This window comes from Pseudomonas sp. GW821-FHT07G10 (assembly GCF_059418545.1).
On record NZ_JBWKQB010000016.1, the window covers coordinates 85504 to 104645 of the forward strand.

Below are 19142 nucleotides of genomic sequence, written 5' to 3' on the forward strand. Positions count from 1 at the left end.
TAGGTCCACTGATGAAAACAATAACAATCGCCCCGACCCGCAAGCGACGATTCGCTCGGTGTATCTGCGTGATCCCGATCTCAACCTGATCGAGATTTCCGAGTACATCCAGCCGTAGTCATTCCCCCGAAACAACCTTTCCCTGGCGACTGGTCGCGCACCTGTATCGCGACCGGCTGCCTGGGGAAATGCATCACGCCTGCGAGGAAGCCATCATGACAACAACAATTACACCCTCGATTGCCGAAAATAAACCGAGCCGTCCGCGACTGCGCAGAGTGTTCCGCCACCTGTATGTGCAGGTGCTGCTGGCGATCGTGCTGGGCATCATCTTCGGTCACTTCTACCCCAGCCTCGGCGAAGAAATGAAGCCCCTGGGCGACACCTTCATCAAGCTGATCAAGATGCTGATCGCGCCGATCATCTTTTGCACCGTGGTCAGCGGCATTGCCAGCATGCAGAGCCTCAAGCGCATCGGCCGGGTCGGCTTCAAGTCGTTGCTGTACTTCGAAGTACTGACCACCCTGGCACTGGTGATCGGGCTGATCGGGGTGAACCTGATGCAGCCCGGCGCGGGCATGCACATCAACCCGGCGACCCTCGACGGCCATGCCGTCGAGAGCTACAGCAAACTGGCCCATGAGCAGAGTGTGGTGGGTTTTCTGACTCATATCGTGCCCGGTACCGTATTCGGGGCCTTTGCCGAGGGCGATATCCTTCAGGTGCTGTTCATTTCCATCCTGTTTGCCTTCGCCTTGCAGATGCTCGGTGCTGCCGGCAAGCCGCTGCTGAACCTGATCGACCTGGTGGCCCAGGCGTTTTTCCGCATGGTCAGGATCGTGATGTATGTCTCGCCGCTGGGGGCCTTCGGTGGTATGGCCTTTACCATCGGCAAGTATGGCGTGGGATCCCTCGGGGCCTATGGCAACTTGTTGATCTGCTACTACGTGACCGCGCTGTTTTTTGTGTTCGTGATTCTCAACCTGGTGGCGCGCCTTGCGGGTTTCAGCCTCTGGCAGTTTCTCAAGTACATCCGCGATGAGCTGTTCCTGGTGCTGGGTACCTCGTCTTCGGAGTCGGCATTGCCGCGGTTGATGGGCAAGCTTGAGCGTCTGGGGTGCGAGAAGTCGGTGGTGGGGCTGGTGGTGCCTTCGGGTTACTGCTTCAACCTCGATGGCAGCTGCATCAACATGACAGTGCTGGCGATTTTCATCGCCCAGGCGCTGGATATCCCCCTCGACCTTTGGCATCAGGTCACCTTGTTATTGATTCTGCTGCTGACCTCCAAGGGCGCGGCCAGTGTCACCGGCGGCGCGTTCATTACGCTGGCGGCCACCCTGGGCAGCCTGGATGTGATTCCGGCGGCGGGGCTGGTGCTGGTGCTTGGGGTCTATCGGTTCATTTCCGAGGGCGGGGCGTTGATCAACGTCATCGGCAACGGTGTCGCCACGCTGTTCATTGCCAGGTGGGAAGGTGCGCTGGACGCAGAGAGGCTGGCGGTCGAACTGCACAAGGGGTGTGCCCGGGAAGTGGAGGCACAGCCCTGAACGAGTTGTCGAAAGACAACCCCAGGACCACCCAGTCCACGAAAGCTGGGTGGTTTTGGGTTTCTGAACGAAACCCGGCCATGGCCGGGTTTTGTTTGTTCACATCCGAATTAACGCAGTGCAGTACAGAACGCGCGTATCGCCTCGCAGGCCTTCTGCAATGAAGCGTCATCCAGGGCATAGGCAATGCGAATGTAGGGGCCAAGGCCAAAGGCACTGCCATGCACCACTGCTACATCCGCTTCGTCGAGCAGCGCATGGGCGACATCTTCATCGGTGTGCAACACGCGACCGCCCGGCGAGGTACGGCCGATCAGCCCCGCACACGAGGCGAACGCGTAGAACGCTCCCGCTGGACTGACGCATTCGAGGCCCGGCGTGGCGTTCAGCAGCGCCACCATCAAATCGCGACGACCCTGGAAGGCGGCGCGGCTTTCGCGGATAAAGTCCTTGGGCCCTTCCAGCGCGGCGAGTGCGGCCTGCTGCGAGATCGAGCTGGCACCGGAGGTCTGCTGCCCTTGCAGTTTTTCCATGGCCTCGAGCAGCCAGCGCGGCCCGGTGGCAAAACCAATGCGCCAGCCGGTCATGGCATATGCCTTGGAAACACCGTTCATGGTCAGGGTGCGCGGGGCCAGTCGGGGTTCTACCTGGGCCAGGGTGTGGAACTGTTGATCGTCGAAGAGCAGATGCTCATAGATGTCATCGGCCAGGATCAGCACCTGGGGATGGGCCAACAATACCTCGGCCAGGGCTTTGAGCTCGTCCAGGCTGTACACCGCGCCGGTGGGATTGGACGGCGAATTGAGGATCAGCCAGCGGGTCTGCGGGGTGATCGCGGCGGCCAGCGCTGCGGGTGTCAGCTTGAACCCCGCAGCGGCATCACAAGTAACGATCCGCGCTTCACCGCCACACAACTGCACCATCTCCGGGTAACTGACCCAGTAAGGCGCCGGCACGATGACCTGGTCACCTTCATTGAGGGTCGCGGCCAGGGCGTTGTAGATCACCTGCTTGCCACCGTTGCACACCAGGGTGTCCTGCCAGCTGACGTCCAGGCCGTTCTCGTGCCGAAACTTGGCGGCCACCGCTTCACGTAATGCACGCACCCCAGCCACCTGGGTGTAGCGGGTGTGGCCCTGCTCGATCGCGGCTATGGCTGCCTCGCGAACATGTTTGGGGGTATCGAAATCCGGCTCGCCAGCGCACAGTGAGATGATCTGCGCGCCTTGCGCCCGGCGTTCCGCCACGCGGTCCATGATGCGGTAGGTGGCCGATGGCTGCGCGCTGGCCAGGCGTTGGTTCAGGCGCTGGATATCGGCGCTCATGCCCGGGTTCTCCAATCGGTCAGGTTCATCAGTTCCAGGGTCGAGCGGCCTTCGGTCAGCGCCTGCATCATCTGTGCTTCCTTGTTCGCCCGCGCCTCGCCTTCGGCCAGGGTACGTGCCGTATCAGCCTTGGGGATGATGATCACGCCGTCGTCGTCTGCCACCACCAGATCGCCCGGAGCCACGAAAGCGCCGTTGAAATTGAACGGTTGCCCCACCGAGGGCGCACTGGCCTTGACGGTGCCTTTTACCGAGATACCGCGGGCAAACACCGGGAACTGGCGTTTCTTCAGGGCGGCGATATCGCGTACGCCACCATCTATGACCAGGCCGACCACGCCCGCCGCTTCGGCCGCAACGGTGAGCACCTCGCCCCAGTAACCGGCGATGAAGCTCCCCGTGCCCACGACCAGCACGCTGCCACGGGGCACGCGTTCCATGGCCAGGTGCAGGGCCAGGTTGTCACCCGGTGAGCACTCCAGCGGGTAGGCGGGGGCAGCGATGAATGCACCGTCCCAGATCGGCCGGATGGCACTGTCCACGGCGCAGGCCAGGTGGGACGCCTCATACAGCGTCGAGCTGCCGAGCATTTTTGCCCGCTCGTGGTAATCCGATGGAAAGGGAAGAATGGACGAGCTCATCAGGCTTTCCTCTGCAGGCTGTGGTAACCCAGGGCGGCCCGGGCTTCTTCAAGGGTTTTGCCTTGACTGGTCAGGGCGCGAATATCGGCTTCGATGAATTCAATCTGGCGAGCGGTCGCCGCCACTTCAGCAGCACGAGCGCGAGGAACGATCACCACGCCATTGGCGTCGGCCACTACGATGTCGCGGGCACAGACCCGCGCTGTGCCGATGGACACCGGCTGGTTGACCGACTGAACTTGCACGCGGTCTTTGCCGGTGCGCATGAAGCGGCCTTTGCTGAAAATCGGGTAGCCATCGCCCAGCGCTTTGTTCACGTCACGGCAAACACCGTCGATGACCGTGGCGGCGATCTGTCGAGTGCCAGCGTACTGGGTCATGATGTCGCCCCAGACGGTGCAGTCGGTGCGACCAGCGTTGTCGATCACCACCACGTCACCAGGCGCCACGTCTTCGATGAAATCACCCACGGTGCCGGGAGGTACGCTGGCCGACACGTACTGCACGGTGAATGCCGGTCCGACGACAACCTTGCCGTAGTTGTCCAGCGGCATCACGCCGAGGCATTGGCCGGGCAGCCCGAGTTTGTCCAGGGCATCGGAGACGCCAGGAGTGTCCAGGCCTTCGAACAAGGCGACCAGTGCTTGATCTTCAAGATTCATCAGACGTGCTCCACGTGGATGGCTTCGAACTGGGTGTCGTGCATCACCTCGGCCACCGAGCGACCGCTGCGAACAGCCGCCAGCATGCCGTCCTGGCGGCGGGCGATCCGCTCGCCAAGGTCGAGTACCTTTTGGATTTCAGCCTGAGGTACGAACACCGTCCCGCAGCTATCGGCGATGACATAGTCATCCTCGTTGACGTCGACACCGGCCACCTTGATCGTCACGGCCGCATCAATTTGCACCACCCGATTGCGCGCACTGATCATGGTCACCCCGCGCCCGTAAACCGGGTAGCCAATCGACTCGCTGCCGTCGATGTCGCGACTGAAACCGTCGATCACCGTGCCGCGCACTTTTTTGCCGGCCGCTGCATTGGCGAGGATGTCGCCCCAGCAGGAGATGCCCTCGATACCGCCGGCGATCACCAGTACACGATCGTCGCTGTCGATCTGTTCAACCACGGGGGTAATCAGGTGCACGGTAGGGATGTTGTCGGACTTGGCGGCCAGCAGCACGGTGCTGGCGCGGCCGACAATCTTTGGGCAGTTCCACAACGGGCGCAGCCCAACGGTGGCACCCGGCAGGCCGAGGAAGTCGAGCGCATCGGAGACCGTGTTGGTATCCAGCGCCGCCAAGCGATCCAGCAAACTCTTATTGATCATGGGAAAGCCCCAGTGGTGACGGAGGCGCCCAGTGTCGGCGAGGTAATTTGATAGGTATATTACTAATCACAGAAGCATTAGATACGTTAAACCTATGGATTAGCCATGATCAATTTTCGTCTGATTCGTCACCTCTGGTTGTTCCTGGCCGTTGCCGAAGAACAGAATTTCGGCCGCGCCGCCAAGCGCCTGGGGATGTCCCAGCCGCCGCTGAGCGAGCAGATCCAGGTGCTGGAGCAGGCGCTCAAGGTCAAGCTGTTCGACCGCTCGCGGCGCGGCGCGAACCTGACCCCCGTGGGGGCGGCGATCCTGCCGGCCGTGCGCAAGTTCGCCGAGCAGCTGGAGCGCCTGGAACTGGCTGTGGAAGAAGCGGTGGCGGGGCAGTCGGGGATGTTGACCATCGGCGCGATTTCCACGGCCATGTTCGATGTCTTGCCGGGCTTGATCGAGCAGTTGAAGAGCGATTATCCGCACCTCACCGTGTCCGTGCGGGAAATCGACAGCGTCGAAGCCGTCCCGGCACTGGAGGCCGGGGACATAGACCTGGCATTCGCCCGGCTGGACGGTGACCTGGGGGCCTCGATCAAATCACTGCCGCTGACGGAGGATCGGCTGGTCGTGGCCCTGCCCATTGATCATCCATTGGCATCGCGCAAGCGAATCAGTCTGTCCAGTCTGTCCAACGAGCCCTTGGTCATGTTTTCCCGAAAGGTCAGCCCGGTCTACTTCGACAATCTGATAGCGACCTGCCGGGCAAGCGGTTTTTCCCCACGGGTGTTGCATGAAGTGCGCTCCGTCGCTTCGCAAATCGCCTTTGTCAGCTGTGGCCAGGGCATCGCGCTGGTACCGGCGTCGCTGAAAAAACTGGCACCCGGTAACGTGGTGTTGCGAGCGTTGAGCCAGAAACTCAATGTCGTGACCACCGCTGTGGCCTGGAATGCGGATCGGCCCCATCCGCTGGTGGAGGAGCTGGTCGCCAGGTTCCGGGCCAGGGCGTGAGTCGACCAGGGATCTGTGCGCGAGCATGGGTTGATAGGTTTGGCGTATGAAAGCTTTCCCGAATCAGGAATTTACAGAACACTCCAATCCCTTGAAATTGCGTGTCTGGCTGCCGGCAATCCAGGCCCGGCGCTACCTTTTCGCTCAAGGAGTCAATAACGTGCCATCACCAGAAACCTTCACTCACGTGCAACTCCCTTTGACGGTGGAGGGTGTCCGGCTGAACGTTGCAGCCATCCATCGCGACGGAGTCCTGGCGCCGATTGTGTTCCTGCATGGTTTTGGTTCGACCAAAGAAGACTATGCCGACATCGTGCAGCAGCCCGCATTCGCCGGTCACCCTTTTGTCGCTTACGACGCACCGGGTTGCGGCGAAAGCCAGTGCAGCGACCTTTCCCGGATTTCCATTCCATTCCTGATGCAGACGGCGCTACAGGTGCTGGCGCATTTGGGCATCGAGCGCTTCCATCTGATCGGCCACTCCATGGGCGGGCTGACTGCGCTGATGCTGGCTCACCAGTTCCCGGATCGAGTGCTCAGCTTCGTCGACATCGAGGGCAATATCGCCCCGGAAGACTGCTTCCTCAGCCGGCAGATCGTCGACTATCCGAGCAATGATCCCGAGGCGTTTTTCGCCGCCTTCATCGAACGTGCCCGGCATGCCCCGGCCTATGCCAGTGCGCTCTATTCATCGAGCTTGAGGCACAAGGTTCGCGCCGGTGCCGTGCGAGGGATTTTCCAGTCGATGGTCGAGCTTTCCGATAACGCCGACCTGATGAGCAAATTCCTCGGGTTGAAATGCCCCCGTATGTTCATGTACGGCGAACAGAACGCGTCACTGTCCTATCTGTCGCATATCGAGGCCGAAGGTGTCCGTCTGGCGCAAATTCCGGCCTGCGGACACTTCCCCATGTATTCCAATCCCATCGCGATGTGGCAACAGATTGCTGATTTTCAGGCGAGCGCTGCGCTGTGATGCAAAAAGGGCCCGTTGGGCCCCTGTAGGAGCGAGCTTGCTCGCGATGGACTCAAGGGCAGCGCGTTCATTCAGAAGACACGCGTTATCGTTAACGTCCATCGCGAGCAAGCTCGCTCCTACAGGGGCCTCATTTCCTTCAATAGTGCAGCTGTGCCTGTCAAACCCTCGCAGCGTGCGGCTTTGCACAGCCCTTCAAACCGGTACGCTCTTCGATCTCGCCGGAACCGCTGATGTACCCATAGCGCGACAGATTCGGCATCAGCATCGAGGCGATGAAGGTGATGGTCACAATCGCCGCGACGTAGAAGAAGAAATACGCCTCGATACCCTGTGAACGGAGCGACAAGGCAACGTACTCAGCGGTACCGCCGAATGCCGCATTGCCGACTGCATAAGGAAAGCCCACGCCCAGTGCACGCACCGCAGGCGGGAAGAGCTCGGCTTTGACGATCCCGGCAACGGGGGTGTAGAGCGAGGCGATGGCCAGGCCGCCAAACACCAGCAGGAACGCCGTGAACGGGCTGCTGACCGACTGCAGCGAATAGAGCAGGGGGATCACCAGCAGCATGGCCAACCCGGAAAACATCAGCATGTGTGCCTTGATCCCGATCCGGTCGGCCAGCATGCCAAACAGTGGCTGGCAGAACATGAAGCAGACCAGGGCCGCGGTCATGATGAAACTGACCGTTTGCGGACTGAAACCGGTAGAGATCACCAGGAACTTCTGCATGTACGTCGTGAAGGTGTAGAAGTACAGCGAACCTCCGATGGTGAAAGCAACCACCAGCGCGACCGCCCGTTTGTGCTTGAACATTCCGCGCAGAGAGCCGGCATCTTTGTGGTTCATATCTTTCCGGGAGGCGGTTTCATGCATGGAGCGTCGCAGGTAAACCACGACGACCGAGCTCAAGGCGCCGATGAAGAATGGAATTCTCCAGCCCCATGCGCTCAACTGCTCGGCGGTGAGGGTTTGTTGAAGAATGACCACGGTCATCAAGGCCAGGAGCTGACCGGCGATGATGGTGAAGTACTGAAAGGATCCATAGAAACAACGACGACCCGGCGTGGCGATTTCACTGATGTAGGTGGCGCCGGTGCCGTACTCTGCGCCGACAGACAGGCCCTGAATCGGCCTGGCGACCACGAGCAGAACCGGGGCAGCCACACCGATGGTTTGGTAAGTCGGCATGACCGCGATCAGCAACGATCCTGCGCACATCATGAACACCGAGATAATCATCGAGACCTTGCGGCCGCGGGTGTCAGCAATCCAGCCGAAGATCCAGCCGCCGAGAGGGCGCATGAAAAAGCCGACGGCGAATACCCCGGCGGTTGCGAGCAGTTGGCTGGTGGTGTCGCCTTTGGGGAAAAACGAAGCGGCAAAGTAGATGGCGGTATAGGCGTAAATGAAAAAGTCGTACCACTCCACCAGATTGCCCGAGCAGGCACCCATGATGGCTTTGACGCGATTCGGACTTTTCACCGGATCGGTCCCGGCAGCGCGGTCTGTCTGGTTTGTGCTTGATGCGGACATGATGTTCACCCTTTCTTCAAGGCGAGACGATACGAGGAGCACACTGAGGCGTCTGCTCTGTAGTTGGCTCGATGAGTTGATGTGCTTAGCGCAGGGGGATGAACCTGCTGACGGTCAGGTTTTCTGAAGAGAGAACCGAAGGGGGTTGCACGTGGGAGTCCTGCTGTTCGTTGTCTGCGTAAATCGAACAGGTCAGGTCAGGCGAAAGATGAAAAATCATGGCGCAAGTCCTCGTATCTTATTCTTGTAGTGAGTCGAGCACTCTTGGCGCCGACGTTGATTGCAAGCTACCGCAGAGTGAGGAGGGTAATAAGCCGTCAGCCAGGCCTAACTGATATACCTAAATTCTATAGCTTGGCCCGCAGCCCCGGCGGGCTGGGGGATACAGCCGGCTCAAAAGACGTCGAGCCGCATGCCACGGGGTTTGCAGGGCATTCCAGGGCTCGCAAATGCGTTTACACTCACACTACCCTTCGACGCATAACGCGCCGACCCCCCGACCCTGGCTGGCCTGGTAATGGATGTCGTTCAACTCAAAACCCTGATTCATGTCGCCGAGCTAGGCAGTCTCAGCAAGGCTTCGGATCGGCTGCACATCGCGCAACCGGCACTCAGCCGACAAATCAGATTGTTGGAGAAAGAACTCGGCACCTACCTGTTCGAGCGACACGGAAGAGGGATGGTGATTACCGATGTCGGTAGAGAAGTGTTGGCGCATGCCACCCGAATCATGGAAGAGATGGAGTCCATTCGAAGTTCGGTGGTCGGCGGAAGGTCTTCTTTTCGGGGAACGGTGGTCATCGGTACCACCCCGACGGTCGCGCAAATCGTTACCGTGCCCCTGGTGCGCAAGATCAGAGAGGCCCATCCGAATCTGGCCGTCAGGTTTTCCTCGGCCTTCAGCGGCTATCTGCTGGACTGGGTGCAGCGCGGCGAATTGGAACTGGCCATTTCCTATGACCCCCAACCCCTGCATACGCTGCGAATCGTGCCGGTGATGATGGAGAACCTCCTTCTGGTCGGTCCCCCCAGCGCAAACTTGCGCATCGATACGCCGGTAGCCTTTGAGGCTCTGGCCGAGCAGCAACTGGTATTGCCAAGCGCTCGACACGGCCTGCGGGTGATTATGGATAACTGTGCTCGTGAGGTCGGGATCAAGCTCAAGACCAGTGTTGAAGCAGACTCGTTCGGCGCAATGATCGACCTGGTCCGCAATGGCTTTGGTTTGACGGCTTTGCCTCTGGCGTCGATTTACACACAAGTCGAATCCGGAGTGCTGTGTGCAGCCCCGTTGGTCGACCCCGTCCCCATGCGCAAACTGGTTCAGGTGTTTCCCGCGGACAGGCGAGTCAGTCCGGCAGCCAAATTTGTCGGGGATGCCTTCATCGAGATTGCCGCCGATCTGGTCAATCGCAAGATCTGGGCGGGACACATGCTCTGAACAACCGACGAACCCGATTCGTCGGTACCTCCCCATGCAACAGCCGCACAACCTTGACCGGATTTTTAGAGGGAGGCCACCGTTGGTTTTCGAAAACACGCCGCTCGTGCTCATACCCGGATTGCTCTGCGATGAGCGCCTATGGGCACAGCAAAAAGTTGCCTTGGAACACTCAAGGCACCTCTGCATTCCAGATGTCTCACTTGACGCCAGTATTGCGCAGATGGCCAAAAGAACACTGGACGAAGCTCCACCGTTTTTTGCCCTCGCTGCGTTGTCCATGGGCGGATATGTGGCCATGGAAATCATGCGGCAGGCGCCTGAACGTGTAACGAAACTGGCACTGATAGACACCATGGTGCGACCCGACGATGAAGCCAGAGCCAAGGCTCGACGCGGCCTGTTGGACCTGGCGCAGATGGGCAGGTTCAGGGGCGTGACGCCGCAACTGCTGCCCAGACTCATGCATCCACGCTGCATCGGAACATCGATTGCGGATACCGTCCAGGCGATGGCCGAAGCAGTAGGAAAGGAGGGCTTCGTTCGGCAGCAACTGGCGATCCTGGAGCGTCCTGACTACCGGCCGGTCCTTGAGACGATTGCTGTACCGACCTTGATCGTTGTGGGTGAAGACGACCAGATCACCCCCCCGGTAGAGTCTGAAATCATTCATCGAGGCATACCGCACTCCAGCCTGGTTGTGCTTGCTCAATGTGGGCACCTGCCGCCTCTGGAACATCCGGAACTCACCACCCGGCTGCTGAGTCGGTGGCTTGATGATGAGCATCCAGTTGCTCATTGCCTCGCGGCTTTTCATGTTCTGCACCACTGATGACACTGTGTTGAACGATCAAACTCGATTACCTGGCGTCGTGGGTATCTTTCTATTAGGGATGCTGCAAATTCTGGTCTGGGGAGGTTCTTTCTTCCTGATGGCCGTCATGGCCGATCCGATCATGAAAGAGACGGGTTGGGCCAGCCAATGGGTCTATGGCGCACTTTCTCTGAGCATTCTCGTTTCGGCAGTATTGGCACCGCTGACCGGCAGGCTTATTGCCCGCTACGGCGGTCGCACCATACTGGCCAGCAGCGGCCTGGGTGTCGCAATCGGCTTGTTCTTGATGGCCAACTGCGCCTCACTGCCAATGTTTCTTTTGTCCTGGGCCGTGATTGGTATGGGGATGGCGCTGGGGCTGTATGAAGCGCTATTCGCCTCTTTGGGGGCTCTATACGGGGAACGGGCGGGGAGTGCGATTACGGGGATCACGCTCATTTCAGGATTTGCGACAACGCTTTGCTGGCCGGCGGTTGCGCTCGTTATCGAACACTTTGGTTGGCGCAACACCTGCCTGGCCTATGGGGGGCTGCTGGCGATTGCCGTTGCACCGACTTATCTGTGGGTGCTGCCCCGAGGCGTGGGCCCACTGGCAAAAAGCAATGGACTAGCTGATGAGAGCGCCTCGATCGACCGGCGGATCTATGCGCTCCTCACGATGATTTTTGCGCTGGGCGCAGTGATCATGACGGCGCTGTCCGTCCAGCTTGTTTCATTATTGCAGGGGCAGGGGTATTCCCTCGCAGCCGCCATTGGACTTAGCGCTTTGCTGGGTCCCAGCCAGGTGGGTTCGCGTGTTCTCCAGGTGTTTTCGCGAAAGCGACACCCCATCTGGACGACATTGATTTGTGTCGTATTTGTGGCGATGGGGCTGTTGCTTGTGACCCTGGCTCCGGCATTGACCGCCCTTGGCCTTGTGCTTTATGGCGCTGGTAATGGGCTGCGTGCGATCGTCCGGGGTCTGCTGCCACTGACCCTTATGTCGCCATCACAGTATGTTCTGCTGATGGGGTGCATGGCTCGACCGTCACTCATCGGACAAGCGCTGACACCCCTCGCTGGCGGTTACCTTTTGCAGACGCTGGGCGCCGGTGGTGTGCTCGCGGGTTTGAGCTCGCTGGCGGTGTTGAATGTGCTTTTGGTATTTTTGCTCATTCGGCTGGTGTGAAAAATACGGGCAAGTCCAGGCACCTACAGGGGCAAGGTATTACAGTGTTTGATCTCCTTGAGTGAAAAACCGGTGTACATTTCCTTGATATTGCCGAGCGTACGTATGCGATGCATGGCGAGTTCATGGAATGCCTCCATGTCTTTGACGACTACCTGCAAGAGGTAGTCGTATTTCCCCGAAACTTTGTGACAGGCAACAATGTTGGGCAGCGCCAGAACGCCCGCCTCGAACTGCTCCATGGCTTCCTGGGAGTGACTATCGAGGGTGACGCTGATGAACGCAAAAAGCCCCAGCCCCATGCTCTTTGGGTTCAAATGCGCGTGATACCCGATAATCACCTCCTCCTCCAGGCGCTTTACACGCTTCCAGCAGGCTGGCGCCGACAGGCAGACACGAAGCGCTATCTCGGCGTTCGTCAGGCGGCCATTCATCTGCAGAATTTCAAGAATTGAACGATCAACCTTGTCCATTTCCGCCATGTGTTCTCTCCATTTAACAATGAGTACGTGGTAGGGCGATTGGTCCCACCTCGTGGGCCCTTGATCAAGCATCCATTTCTGCAAATTGAAAATATTAGAAAGAAAATTACCTGAAGAACACATTTTGGATAATTAACGTCTGAAAAATAATTCATTACAGAGGCGTTTCGAAAGCTAATTTTTAAGGCCCTGAAATACAATTTCTTGTCGTTTCCGACACCCAAGCCACTGGCTCATACAATAAAAACAAGTAAAAACGGAGGCAATTTTGAGCATATTCAGAACAAAAGACCTGGACGCAATGATTGCTGCTGCCCGAGCTCCTGCCGGGTTGAAAAAAGTGCTGGGGCCGATGGATCTGGTCCTGATTGGTATCGGTGCAATCGTGGGGACGGGCATCTTTGTATTAACCGGAACCGGCGCATTGACTGCGGGACCGGCCCTCACGGTTTCATTCCTGATAGCGGCACTGGCCTGTGCATTTGCCGCGCTGTGTTATGCCGAGTTCGCCTCATCTGTGCCGGTAGCAGGCTCGATTTACACCTACAGCTACGCGACGCTGGGAGAGTTGGTGGCCTGGATGATCGGCTGGGATCTGATGCTCGAATACGGACTGGCCAGCTCGGCGGTGTCTGTTGGGTGGTCGGGTTACTTCCAGTCCCTGTTGAGCGGATTTGGGCTGGGTCTTCCGGTTGTGCTGACGGCGGCTCCGGGCTCGCTGCCCGGTGTGGAAACCTGGTTCAACCTGCCAGCGCTGGTGATCATGCTGGCAATCACCTGGATGCTTTCGGTAGGCATCAAGGAATCGGCACGTGTAAACAACGTGATGGTGATCATCAAAATCGCCGTGGTCCTGCTCTTTATCGCCGTTGGTGTGCGACATGTTCAGCCGGCCAACTGGCAACCCTTCGCGCCCTTTGGCGGCCATGGCATTTTTAGCGCTTCGGCCTTGGTGTTTTTTGCTTTTATTGGTTTCGATGCGGTTTCTTCTGCCGCCGAAGAAGTGAAGAAACCGGCGCGTGACCTGCCCATCGGCATTATCGGTTCCTTGGCCGTTTGCGCGGTGCTGTACGTTGCCGTTTCAATGATCATGACCGGTATCGTGCCCTATGCCCAATTCCTTGGCGTTGATCATCCGGTCTCATTGGCGTTGCAATATGCCGGTGAAAGCTGGGTTGCCGGGTTCGTTGATTTAGGCGCGATCGTTGGCATGACGACTGTCATTCTGGTGATGGCTTACGGTCAAACCAGGATCATTTACGCGATGTCGCGGGACGGACTGCTTCCCCAACGCCTTTCCAGGGTTCACCCACGATTCGGAACCCCATATTTCGCCACCTGGATGGTGGGAATAATCTTCGGGCTGATCTCGGCACTGATTCCTCTGAACGTCCTGGCCGAGCTGATCAATATCGGTACGTTGGCAGCATTCAGTCTGATCTCGGTGGCAGTGATCGTATTGCGCAAGACCCGCCCCGATCTTCCTCGCGCATTCAGATGCCCTGGCGTGCCCATTGTCCCGTTGCTCGCTATCGGGTTCTGCGTGACCTTGATGACCTTCCTCAAGCAGACGACCTGGCTGGCATTTGGAGCGTGGCTGGCAATTGGCCTGGTGATCTATTTCGCCTATGCGAGACGCCGCTCGCTGTTGCATTAATCGCGCATTTCGTCAGTTCCCTTTGGGGTGTCAATCAGCATCCAATAGCTTTCAGGTGCGAAATTGCATCCCGGCGCCGGCAAGACAATGCCGGCGCAGGCGACGGCCCGGGTCGAGATGCGATCGGCCAGAGAACCGGAGAAGAGTCCGAGCGCGTAGTAGATGAAGGCCGTCAGTGAATACAGCGATGGCCACGAAAAAACCCTGACTTCGTACCGGGCGTCCACTGCTGATTGAGCGCTGTCGTGTCTGCTTGAGGCAATCGAGTAGCGCCATGTTGCCCGTAAGTGGGTTTATGCTTGAGCCCGATCGGGATAAGTGGCCCGCCAATGCAGAATTTGCTGCTGAATATTCCAGTGAATAATGTGCTCGTATAGCTTCTCGACAAAGGCTGCGTCAAACCCGGCGGCGGTTGCCCATTCACGACGATCGTCAAGCATCGCCGCGACCCGCTCTGGAGCGGGTATAGCCTGCTCGTCGGCTTTGAATTGCACAGCTGCTTTCACATAACGCAGGCGTTGTTGCAGAGACTCAAGGATCTGACGGTCGAAAAAGTCGATGCCTGCCCGAATGTCACTGAGGCTCTCGCATGCTTCAGGCGCTTTAAGTTGCGGCATGATGTTTGTCTCTATAACAATGATAAGGATGGTGTGCGGTTGAAGGGCTGACACTGACTGCGGTTTACCTCTCGTCAGTCAACGTCAAATCCGGCGCAAGGTAGTGGGTGCGGAAATTGAATGCGTCCGAAGGCAGCAGTTCGCTAATGACCTGCTTGGCGTGCACTCTCCTGGATCGCCAGGCATCCTGCTGAAGATCAGCAATCACCTCGTCGATCAACGCATCGATCGTTCTGTTGTCGTGATGATGAGGCGTGGCTATCAGGTGTGCGGTATTTCCGGAGGTGGCCAGGCAATATTTTTTCGATATCCTCTCCGACGGACAAGGGAATACCACTGTTATGGAGTTTTCGTTGCGCCAAGCGTCAACGCCTGCGGCCTGGAGTCGATCGACGGCATATTGCGCCGTCTCCAGGCTGTGCTTGATACGGCGGCGCCAATCGGCCAACGAGTGGCTGCGCAGCGCTGCCCACATCATCAGTGGCGTATGACCGTTGCGCGAGCCGCTGATGGTCTTGTCATGGGCCAGAATATAGTCAACTTCAACCGAGATGCGCGCTACGTTCTTGCGTTTAGCCACGACGATTCCGCAAGGAATGGGCGAGCCGATCATCTTGTGGCCAGATACGCAGATCGAGTCGATACCGTCGGCAAACGAGAAGGGTTGTGGGTGATCGACGAAGGGCAGGATCATCCCGCTCAGCGCAGCGTCGGCGTGCAGGTAATAATCCTGACGGGCAATGCCCGCCTGGTGTAGGCGTTGTTGGATGGTAGCGATGTTATCGACTGCACCACGCATCGTTGTGCCGATGTTGGCGAAGATGATGGGGTGGCGTTCCTGGTCGGTGGTGATTTTCTCCATCAGGTCGTCATAGTCTATTTCGCCATTGGGCAATGACTCGACCGCGCGGCATTTGATACGCAGCAATTTGACAATTTTCGCCACGGAATAATGGGTATCTTTCGAGTAGTACAGGGTGCCGTCCGGGAAGAGTTCGCGACCCAGGTAGCAACCAAACATGTTGCCTTCCGTTCCCCCGTTGGTGACGTAGCCCCAGCTGTCTTCGAGGGGAATGCTGAACAGCTCGGAGAAGTACTCCATGACCTCCTTTTCAAAGTCAAAGGAGTTCAATACATAGTTGCTGTATTCGTTCCAGTCTCCGCAGTTGTTGATCGAAAAACGCAGGAATCGATGCAGTTGGGAGTAATCAAAGTCCGCTGACTCCGGGTATCCGATATTGAAGTACTGATTCTTCAAACAGTGCTGCCAAAAGGTATCAAGCCTGGTTTGATCGGCAGTGGATAAAGTCATTTCCAACTCCTTTTAAATTGACTTGGCGGGTCGAGCTCAGTGCAGTGGGCAGGACTTTGCTGCAGATGAGTCGGCCCGCTTGACTACAATCAGATCGTTCTCTGGCCGTCACTGCCTCGGCGAATGTTCTCGTTGCTCGTCGTCATCACGCGGCCTTCTGTCGCGTTTCTACTAACGACCACCAGCTGGCAAGCGTGGGTGAGTCCGCCAGTTCTTCGAAACTGACGGCGATACCTCGATCCTTGAGTTCCGCTGCGAGCCTCATCACCTGCAAAGAGTCGAGACCGTAGAAAATCAGGTTTTCCTCTGGATCCAGGTCTGTGCAGTCCTCGATGAGTTGCAGTACACGCGTTTGCAGCCAGGCGCGTGTGGTTTCTGCTGCCAGAAGCTGACGTAGATACTTTTTGTCGATCTTGCCCACTGCGGTGAGCGGCATGGTCTCGATGAGTCGGATGCGATCGGGAAGTTTGTATTCGGCGATGCCGAGCTCCATCAAGTGGCGTCTCAGTGCGGGTGGTTTCAGGTTGGGGTTGCGTGAGACGACGAACGCGCAGCTCTTTTCACCCAGCATTTCATCGGGCATGGCCACCAAGCCTGCATGGGTCACGTCTGGGTGGAGGACAATGAGGTTTTCTATTTCCTCCGATGCCACTTTTTCGCCGCCGCGGTTGATCTGGTCCTTTACCCTTCCGACAACACGCAAATCGCCTTGCGCAGTGAGCTGGACGAGGTCGCCGGAATAGTAGTAACCCTCATGATCGAACGCCTGGGCATTCTGTTCGGGGCTGCGGTAGTACCCACAGAACGTGTAGGGGCCGCGTGTGGCGAGCATGCCAGGCTCGCCGTCCTGGACGGGGATTCCCTGTTCGTCGACGATTTTGATCTCGTCGCCCGGGCTGATTGGACGGCCCTGGGTGGTAAAGACCTGCTCGTCAGAGTCGTCCAGTCGGGTGTAATTGATCAGACCCTCGGCCATACCGAACACCTGCTGGAGCCTGCAACCGAGAACACCGGGAACCTGGCGTGCAAGCGACTCGGCGAAGCAGGCGCCGCCGACCTGGAGGAATTCCAGCGATTGCAGTTGCTCTTTGTGGTCCGGTGCTGCCTGCAACCACAAGGCGACTGCGCTTGGAACCAGTGCCACGGTATTCACCGCATGGCGCTGGATGATCGAAAAACAGGTGAGGGGCTCCGGGCTGGGGGCCATGACGATAAAGCCGCCTGCATACAGGACACCCAAGGCGCCGGGCGAACTGAGCAAGAAGTTATGCGCCGCAGGCAGGGCGCAAAGAAAGCGAGTCTGCGGCGTCAGACTGCATATTTCAGCACTCGAGCGCGCGTTGTAGTGATAGTCGTTATGGGTACGCGGGATGAGTTTGGGTGTGCCCGTGCTGCCGCCCGACAATTGGAATAAAGCGACTTCACCCGGTTCGGTCGGGGAGAAATCCGCGCGGCTCTCGTCTGGGATTTCGATCCAGTCAGTGAGGTCGTGTTCGCGACGCTGCTCGCCCAGCAGCAAGGTGATTTCAGGGCTTGAGCCGGCCTCCTTGAAGTCGGCGATAAAGCTGTCGTCGCGAAAGACTTCATGCTCGCGAGAGGCGATCAGTAGCCTCGGCTCGATTTGCCTGGCGTAGGTCTTGAGTTCCAGTTTTCGATGGCTGTAGAGCGCGTTGAGGGGCGCGATCCCGGCCTTGAGAAGTGCGAAGAAGACAATGTAAAACTCCGCGGTATTGGGCAGTTGCACCAAGGCGGTGTCGCCTTTGCCAAGCCCACTGGCCGCCAGCCGCGAGGCAAGGTTGGACGACAGTTGGTCCAGCTCGCCATAGCTGAATCGACGATCACCGCAAATAATCGCCGGTGCGTGCGGTTGCGACTGGCTGCGCGACTGGAGAATGTGTGTGAGCGGCTTATCGATCCAGTAGCCCTTGTCCCGATAGTTTTGCGCTCTGTCCTGAGGCCAGTGATTAAATTCAATAGTCATAGTTGTCACTAGTGAGGGAGTTCGAGTTAGTGGGCCAATCCGCATGCGCGCAGCATGGTGCCGAGTTTGGTCTGGACTTCTGTCCATTCGGAGTCGGGATTCGAGGCTTCGACGATGCCCGCACCGGCGAATAGGCGCACCCGGTTGCGTTTAACGGTGCCGCAGCGAATCGTCACGACCCATTCGCCATTGCCCTGTGCATCGCACCAGCCAACCATGCCGGTGAACAGGCCGCGCTCGAAGGGTTCGACGAAACGGATCAAGCGCCGGGCGCGCTCGGTGGGAAAGCCACATACGGCGGGAGTCGGGTGCAGGCGGCAGGCAAGCTGCAAGGCCGAGACGGTCGGATCCGCCAACGTGCCTTCGATACGCGTGGAGAGATGCCAGAGTGCGGGAGTGCTGATGAGGGAAGGGCGTTGCGGCACATTCAGTTGTGTGCACAGCTCCCCTAGTTGAGTGACGATGTCCTGTGTCACCAGACGGTGCTCGTAGTGATCCTTTTCCGACGCTGACAGCCAATCTGCATTGAGGCGGTCGGCTTGCGGATCGGCCATGCGTTTGGCCGAACCTGCCAGTGGGTTGGAGACGAAGCTCAGGCCTTCCTTGTGAACAAGCAGCTCGGGACTGACTCCGATCAGCGTGGCGCCATCAGGCATTGGCACACGGAAGTGATAGCCGCCTTGATTCTGGACCCGCAGATTGTTCTGCATGGCGCATACATCAACATCCTGGGCGAACAGCAATTCTCGCTGTACAGAGAGCACCGCCTTGCGCACGTCACTGTGGCGGAAGTTCACGATGGCGTGTTCCACCGCCCGCTTGAACGCCTGCTCGTCCGGTATGTTTTTCTGTTCGATCAGTTCAGGCAGTGTTGCCGCGCCTGTTTGCGCGTTGGTGTTTCGTGCTCGCCACTCAGCGTGTTCGGGGATGTAGAGACAAGAGGCTTCAGCGGGATCGAAAGGGATGGCGCCGACGATGATCGGATTGCTCTGGCCGGCCTTGTGCGCTCGATCGAGGGCTTGCACAACCGTTTTCTGGAACAGGCTATTGGCATCATCGCCGCCGATGGCAGGTGTTTCGATTCTCTGAAGCATCCCTGCGACTGTTAACTCGCGGTCGCCGGATGTGAATGAAAAACTCTCTTTTTCATCAATTACTTGCACCTCATCCATGTCATTCGTTCTAAGGGTGCCCGTTCTCATTTGGGGGAAGCCTCCGTGGCCTGTGGGTCAAAAATTAAATATTGAAATATAATCATTATCAATTCTAATATGTGACGATAATCATTTGCATTTGT

The 19142-nt window shown here is 58.1% G+C and carries 17 protein-coding genes; 7 read left to right on the forward strand and 10 right to left on the reverse strand.

Going from position 1 to position 19142, the window contains the following annotated elements:
• Positions 1–215: 215 nt before the first annotated feature.
• The gene (locus AC07O1_RS18325; protein ID WP_495089634.1) at positions 216–1547 is read left to right on the forward strand and encodes a dicarboxylate/amino acid:cation symporter; all 1332 of its coding nucleotides are present in this window, start codon (positions 216–218) and stop codon (positions 1545–1547) included.
• A gap of 110 nt (positions 1548–1657) precedes the next feature.
• Here the strand turns inward: AC07O1_RS18325 and AC07O1_RS18330 are convergent, their stop codons facing one another.
• Genes AC07O1_RS18330 through AC07O1_RS18345 form a run of 4 tightly spaced genes read right to left on the reverse strand, consistent with a single transcriptional unit; the run spans position 1658 to position 4840 of the window.
• Positions 1658–2872, reverse strand: a complete 1215-nt coding sequence (locus AC07O1_RS18330) for a pyridoxal phosphate-dependent aminotransferase (protein WP_495089635.1) — start codon at positions 2870–2872, stop codon at positions 1658–1660.
• Positions 2869–3513, reverse strand: a complete 645-nt coding sequence (locus AC07O1_RS18335; protein WP_495089636.1) for an RraA family protein — start codon at positions 3511–3513, stop codon at positions 2869–2871. The genes AC07O1_RS18330 and AC07O1_RS18335 overlap by 4 nt, the downstream gene beginning before the upstream one ends.
• Positions 3513–4175 (reverse strand): RraA family protein, encoded by a 663-nt coding sequence (locus AC07O1_RS18340; RefSeq protein ID WP_495089637.1) that lies wholly within the window; start codon positions 4173–4175, stop codon positions 3513–3515. The genes AC07O1_RS18335 and AC07O1_RS18340 overlap by 1 nt, the downstream gene beginning before the upstream one ends.
• Positions 4175–4840 (reverse strand): RraA family protein, encoded by a 666-nt coding sequence (locus AC07O1_RS18345; RefSeq protein ID WP_495089638.1) that lies wholly within the window; start codon positions 4838–4840, stop codon positions 4175–4177. The genes AC07O1_RS18340 and AC07O1_RS18345 overlap by 1 nt, the downstream gene beginning before the upstream one ends.
• Positions 4841–4945: 105 nt before the next feature.
• On the opposite strand from AC07O1_RS18345, the gene AC07O1_RS18350 reads away from it, so the two are divergent.
• Together AC07O1_RS18350 and AC07O1_RS18355 are read left to right on the forward strand one after the other, a co-directional pair.
• Complete coding sequence (locus tag AC07O1_RS18350; RefSeq protein ID WP_495089639.1) at positions 4946–5839, forward strand: LysR family transcriptional regulator; 894 nt, start codon at positions 4946–4948, stop codon at positions 5837–5839.
• Between the two features lie 160 nt (positions 5840–5999).
• The gene (locus tag AC07O1_RS18355) at positions 6000–6815 is read left to right on the forward strand and encodes an alpha/beta fold hydrolase (protein ID WP_495089640.1); all 816 of its coding nucleotides are present in this window, start codon (positions 6000–6002) and stop codon (positions 6813–6815) included.
• 160 nt (positions 6816–6975) lie between these two features.
• On the opposite strand, the gene AC07O1_RS18360 is transcribed toward AC07O1_RS18355, so the two are convergent.
• On the reverse strand, positions 6976–8352 hold the full coding sequence (locus tag AC07O1_RS18360) for an MFS family transporter (RefSeq protein ID WP_495089641.1): 1377 nt from the start codon (positions 8350–8352) through the stop codon (positions 6976–6978).
• 517 nt (positions 8353–8869) lie between these two features.
• On the opposite strand from AC07O1_RS18360, the gene AC07O1_RS18365 reads away from it, so the two are divergent.
• The 3 genes from AC07O1_RS18365 (at position 8870) to AC07O1_RS18375 (ending at position 11796) form a co-directional block, all read left to right on the forward strand.
• Positions 8870–9793, forward strand: a complete 924-nt coding sequence (locus AC07O1_RS18365) for a LysR family transcriptional regulator (RefSeq protein WP_495089642.1) — start codon at positions 8870–8872, stop codon at positions 9791–9793.
• An 82-nt stretch (positions 9794–9875) separates the two neighbouring features.
• Entirely contained in the window at positions 9876–10625 is a 750-nt protein-coding gene (locus AC07O1_RS18370; protein ID WP_495089643.1) for an alpha/beta fold hydrolase, read from the forward strand.
• Positions 10626–10686: 61 nt separating this feature from the next.
• Positions 10687–11796, forward strand: a complete 1110-nt coding sequence (locus AC07O1_RS18375) for an MFS transporter (protein WP_495089664.1) — start codon at positions 10687–10689, stop codon at positions 11794–11796.
• 23 nt (positions 11797–11819) lie between these two features.
• On the opposite strand, the gene AC07O1_RS18380 is transcribed toward AC07O1_RS18375, so the two are convergent.
• The gene (locus tag AC07O1_RS18380; RefSeq protein WP_495089644.1) at positions 11820–12278 is read right to left on the reverse strand and encodes an Lrp/AsnC family transcriptional regulator; all 459 of its coding nucleotides are present in this window, start codon (positions 12276–12278) and stop codon (positions 11820–11822) included.
• Between the two features lie 268 nt (positions 12279–12546).
• On the opposite strand from AC07O1_RS18380, the gene bcaP reads away from it, so the two are divergent.
• A complete protein-coding gene (gene bcaP, locus AC07O1_RS18385; protein ID WP_494992205.1) occupies positions 12547–13935 on the forward strand; it encodes a branched-chain amino acid transporter BcaP in 1389 nt (462 codons plus the stop codon).
• Between the two features lie 293 nt (positions 13936–14228).
• On the opposite strand, the gene AC07O1_RS18390 is transcribed toward bcaP, so the two are convergent.
• The 4 genes from AC07O1_RS18390 to AC07O1_RS18405 form a co-directional block, all read right to left on the reverse strand.
• On the reverse strand, positions 14229–14552 hold the full coding sequence (locus AC07O1_RS18390; RefSeq protein ID WP_495089645.1) for an isochorismate lyase: 324 nt from the start codon (positions 14550–14552) through the stop codon (positions 14229–14231).
• 64 nt (positions 14553–14616) lie between these two features.
• Positions 14617–15864 carry a histidine decarboxylase gene (locus tag AC07O1_RS18395; RefSeq protein ID WP_495089646.1) on the reverse strand — a complete coding sequence of 416 codons (1248 nt, stop codon included), beginning with the start codon at positions 15862–15864 and terminating at the stop codon, positions 14617–14619.
• A 145-nt stretch (positions 15865–16009) separates the two neighbouring features.
• Positions 16010–17845 carry a (2,3-dihydroxybenzoyl)adenylate synthase gene (locus tag AC07O1_RS18400; protein ID WP_495089665.1) on the reverse strand — a complete coding sequence of 612 codons (1836 nt, stop codon included), beginning with the start codon at positions 17843–17845 and terminating at the stop codon, positions 16010–16012.
• A 26-nt stretch (positions 17846–17871) separates the two neighbouring features.
• Positions 17872–19047, reverse strand: coding sequence for an isochorismate synthase (locus AC07O1_RS18405; RefSeq protein WP_495089647.1), 1176 nt, complete (start codon positions 19045–19047; stop codon positions 17872–17874).
• Between the last annotated feature and the right edge of the window lie 95 nt (positions 19048–19142).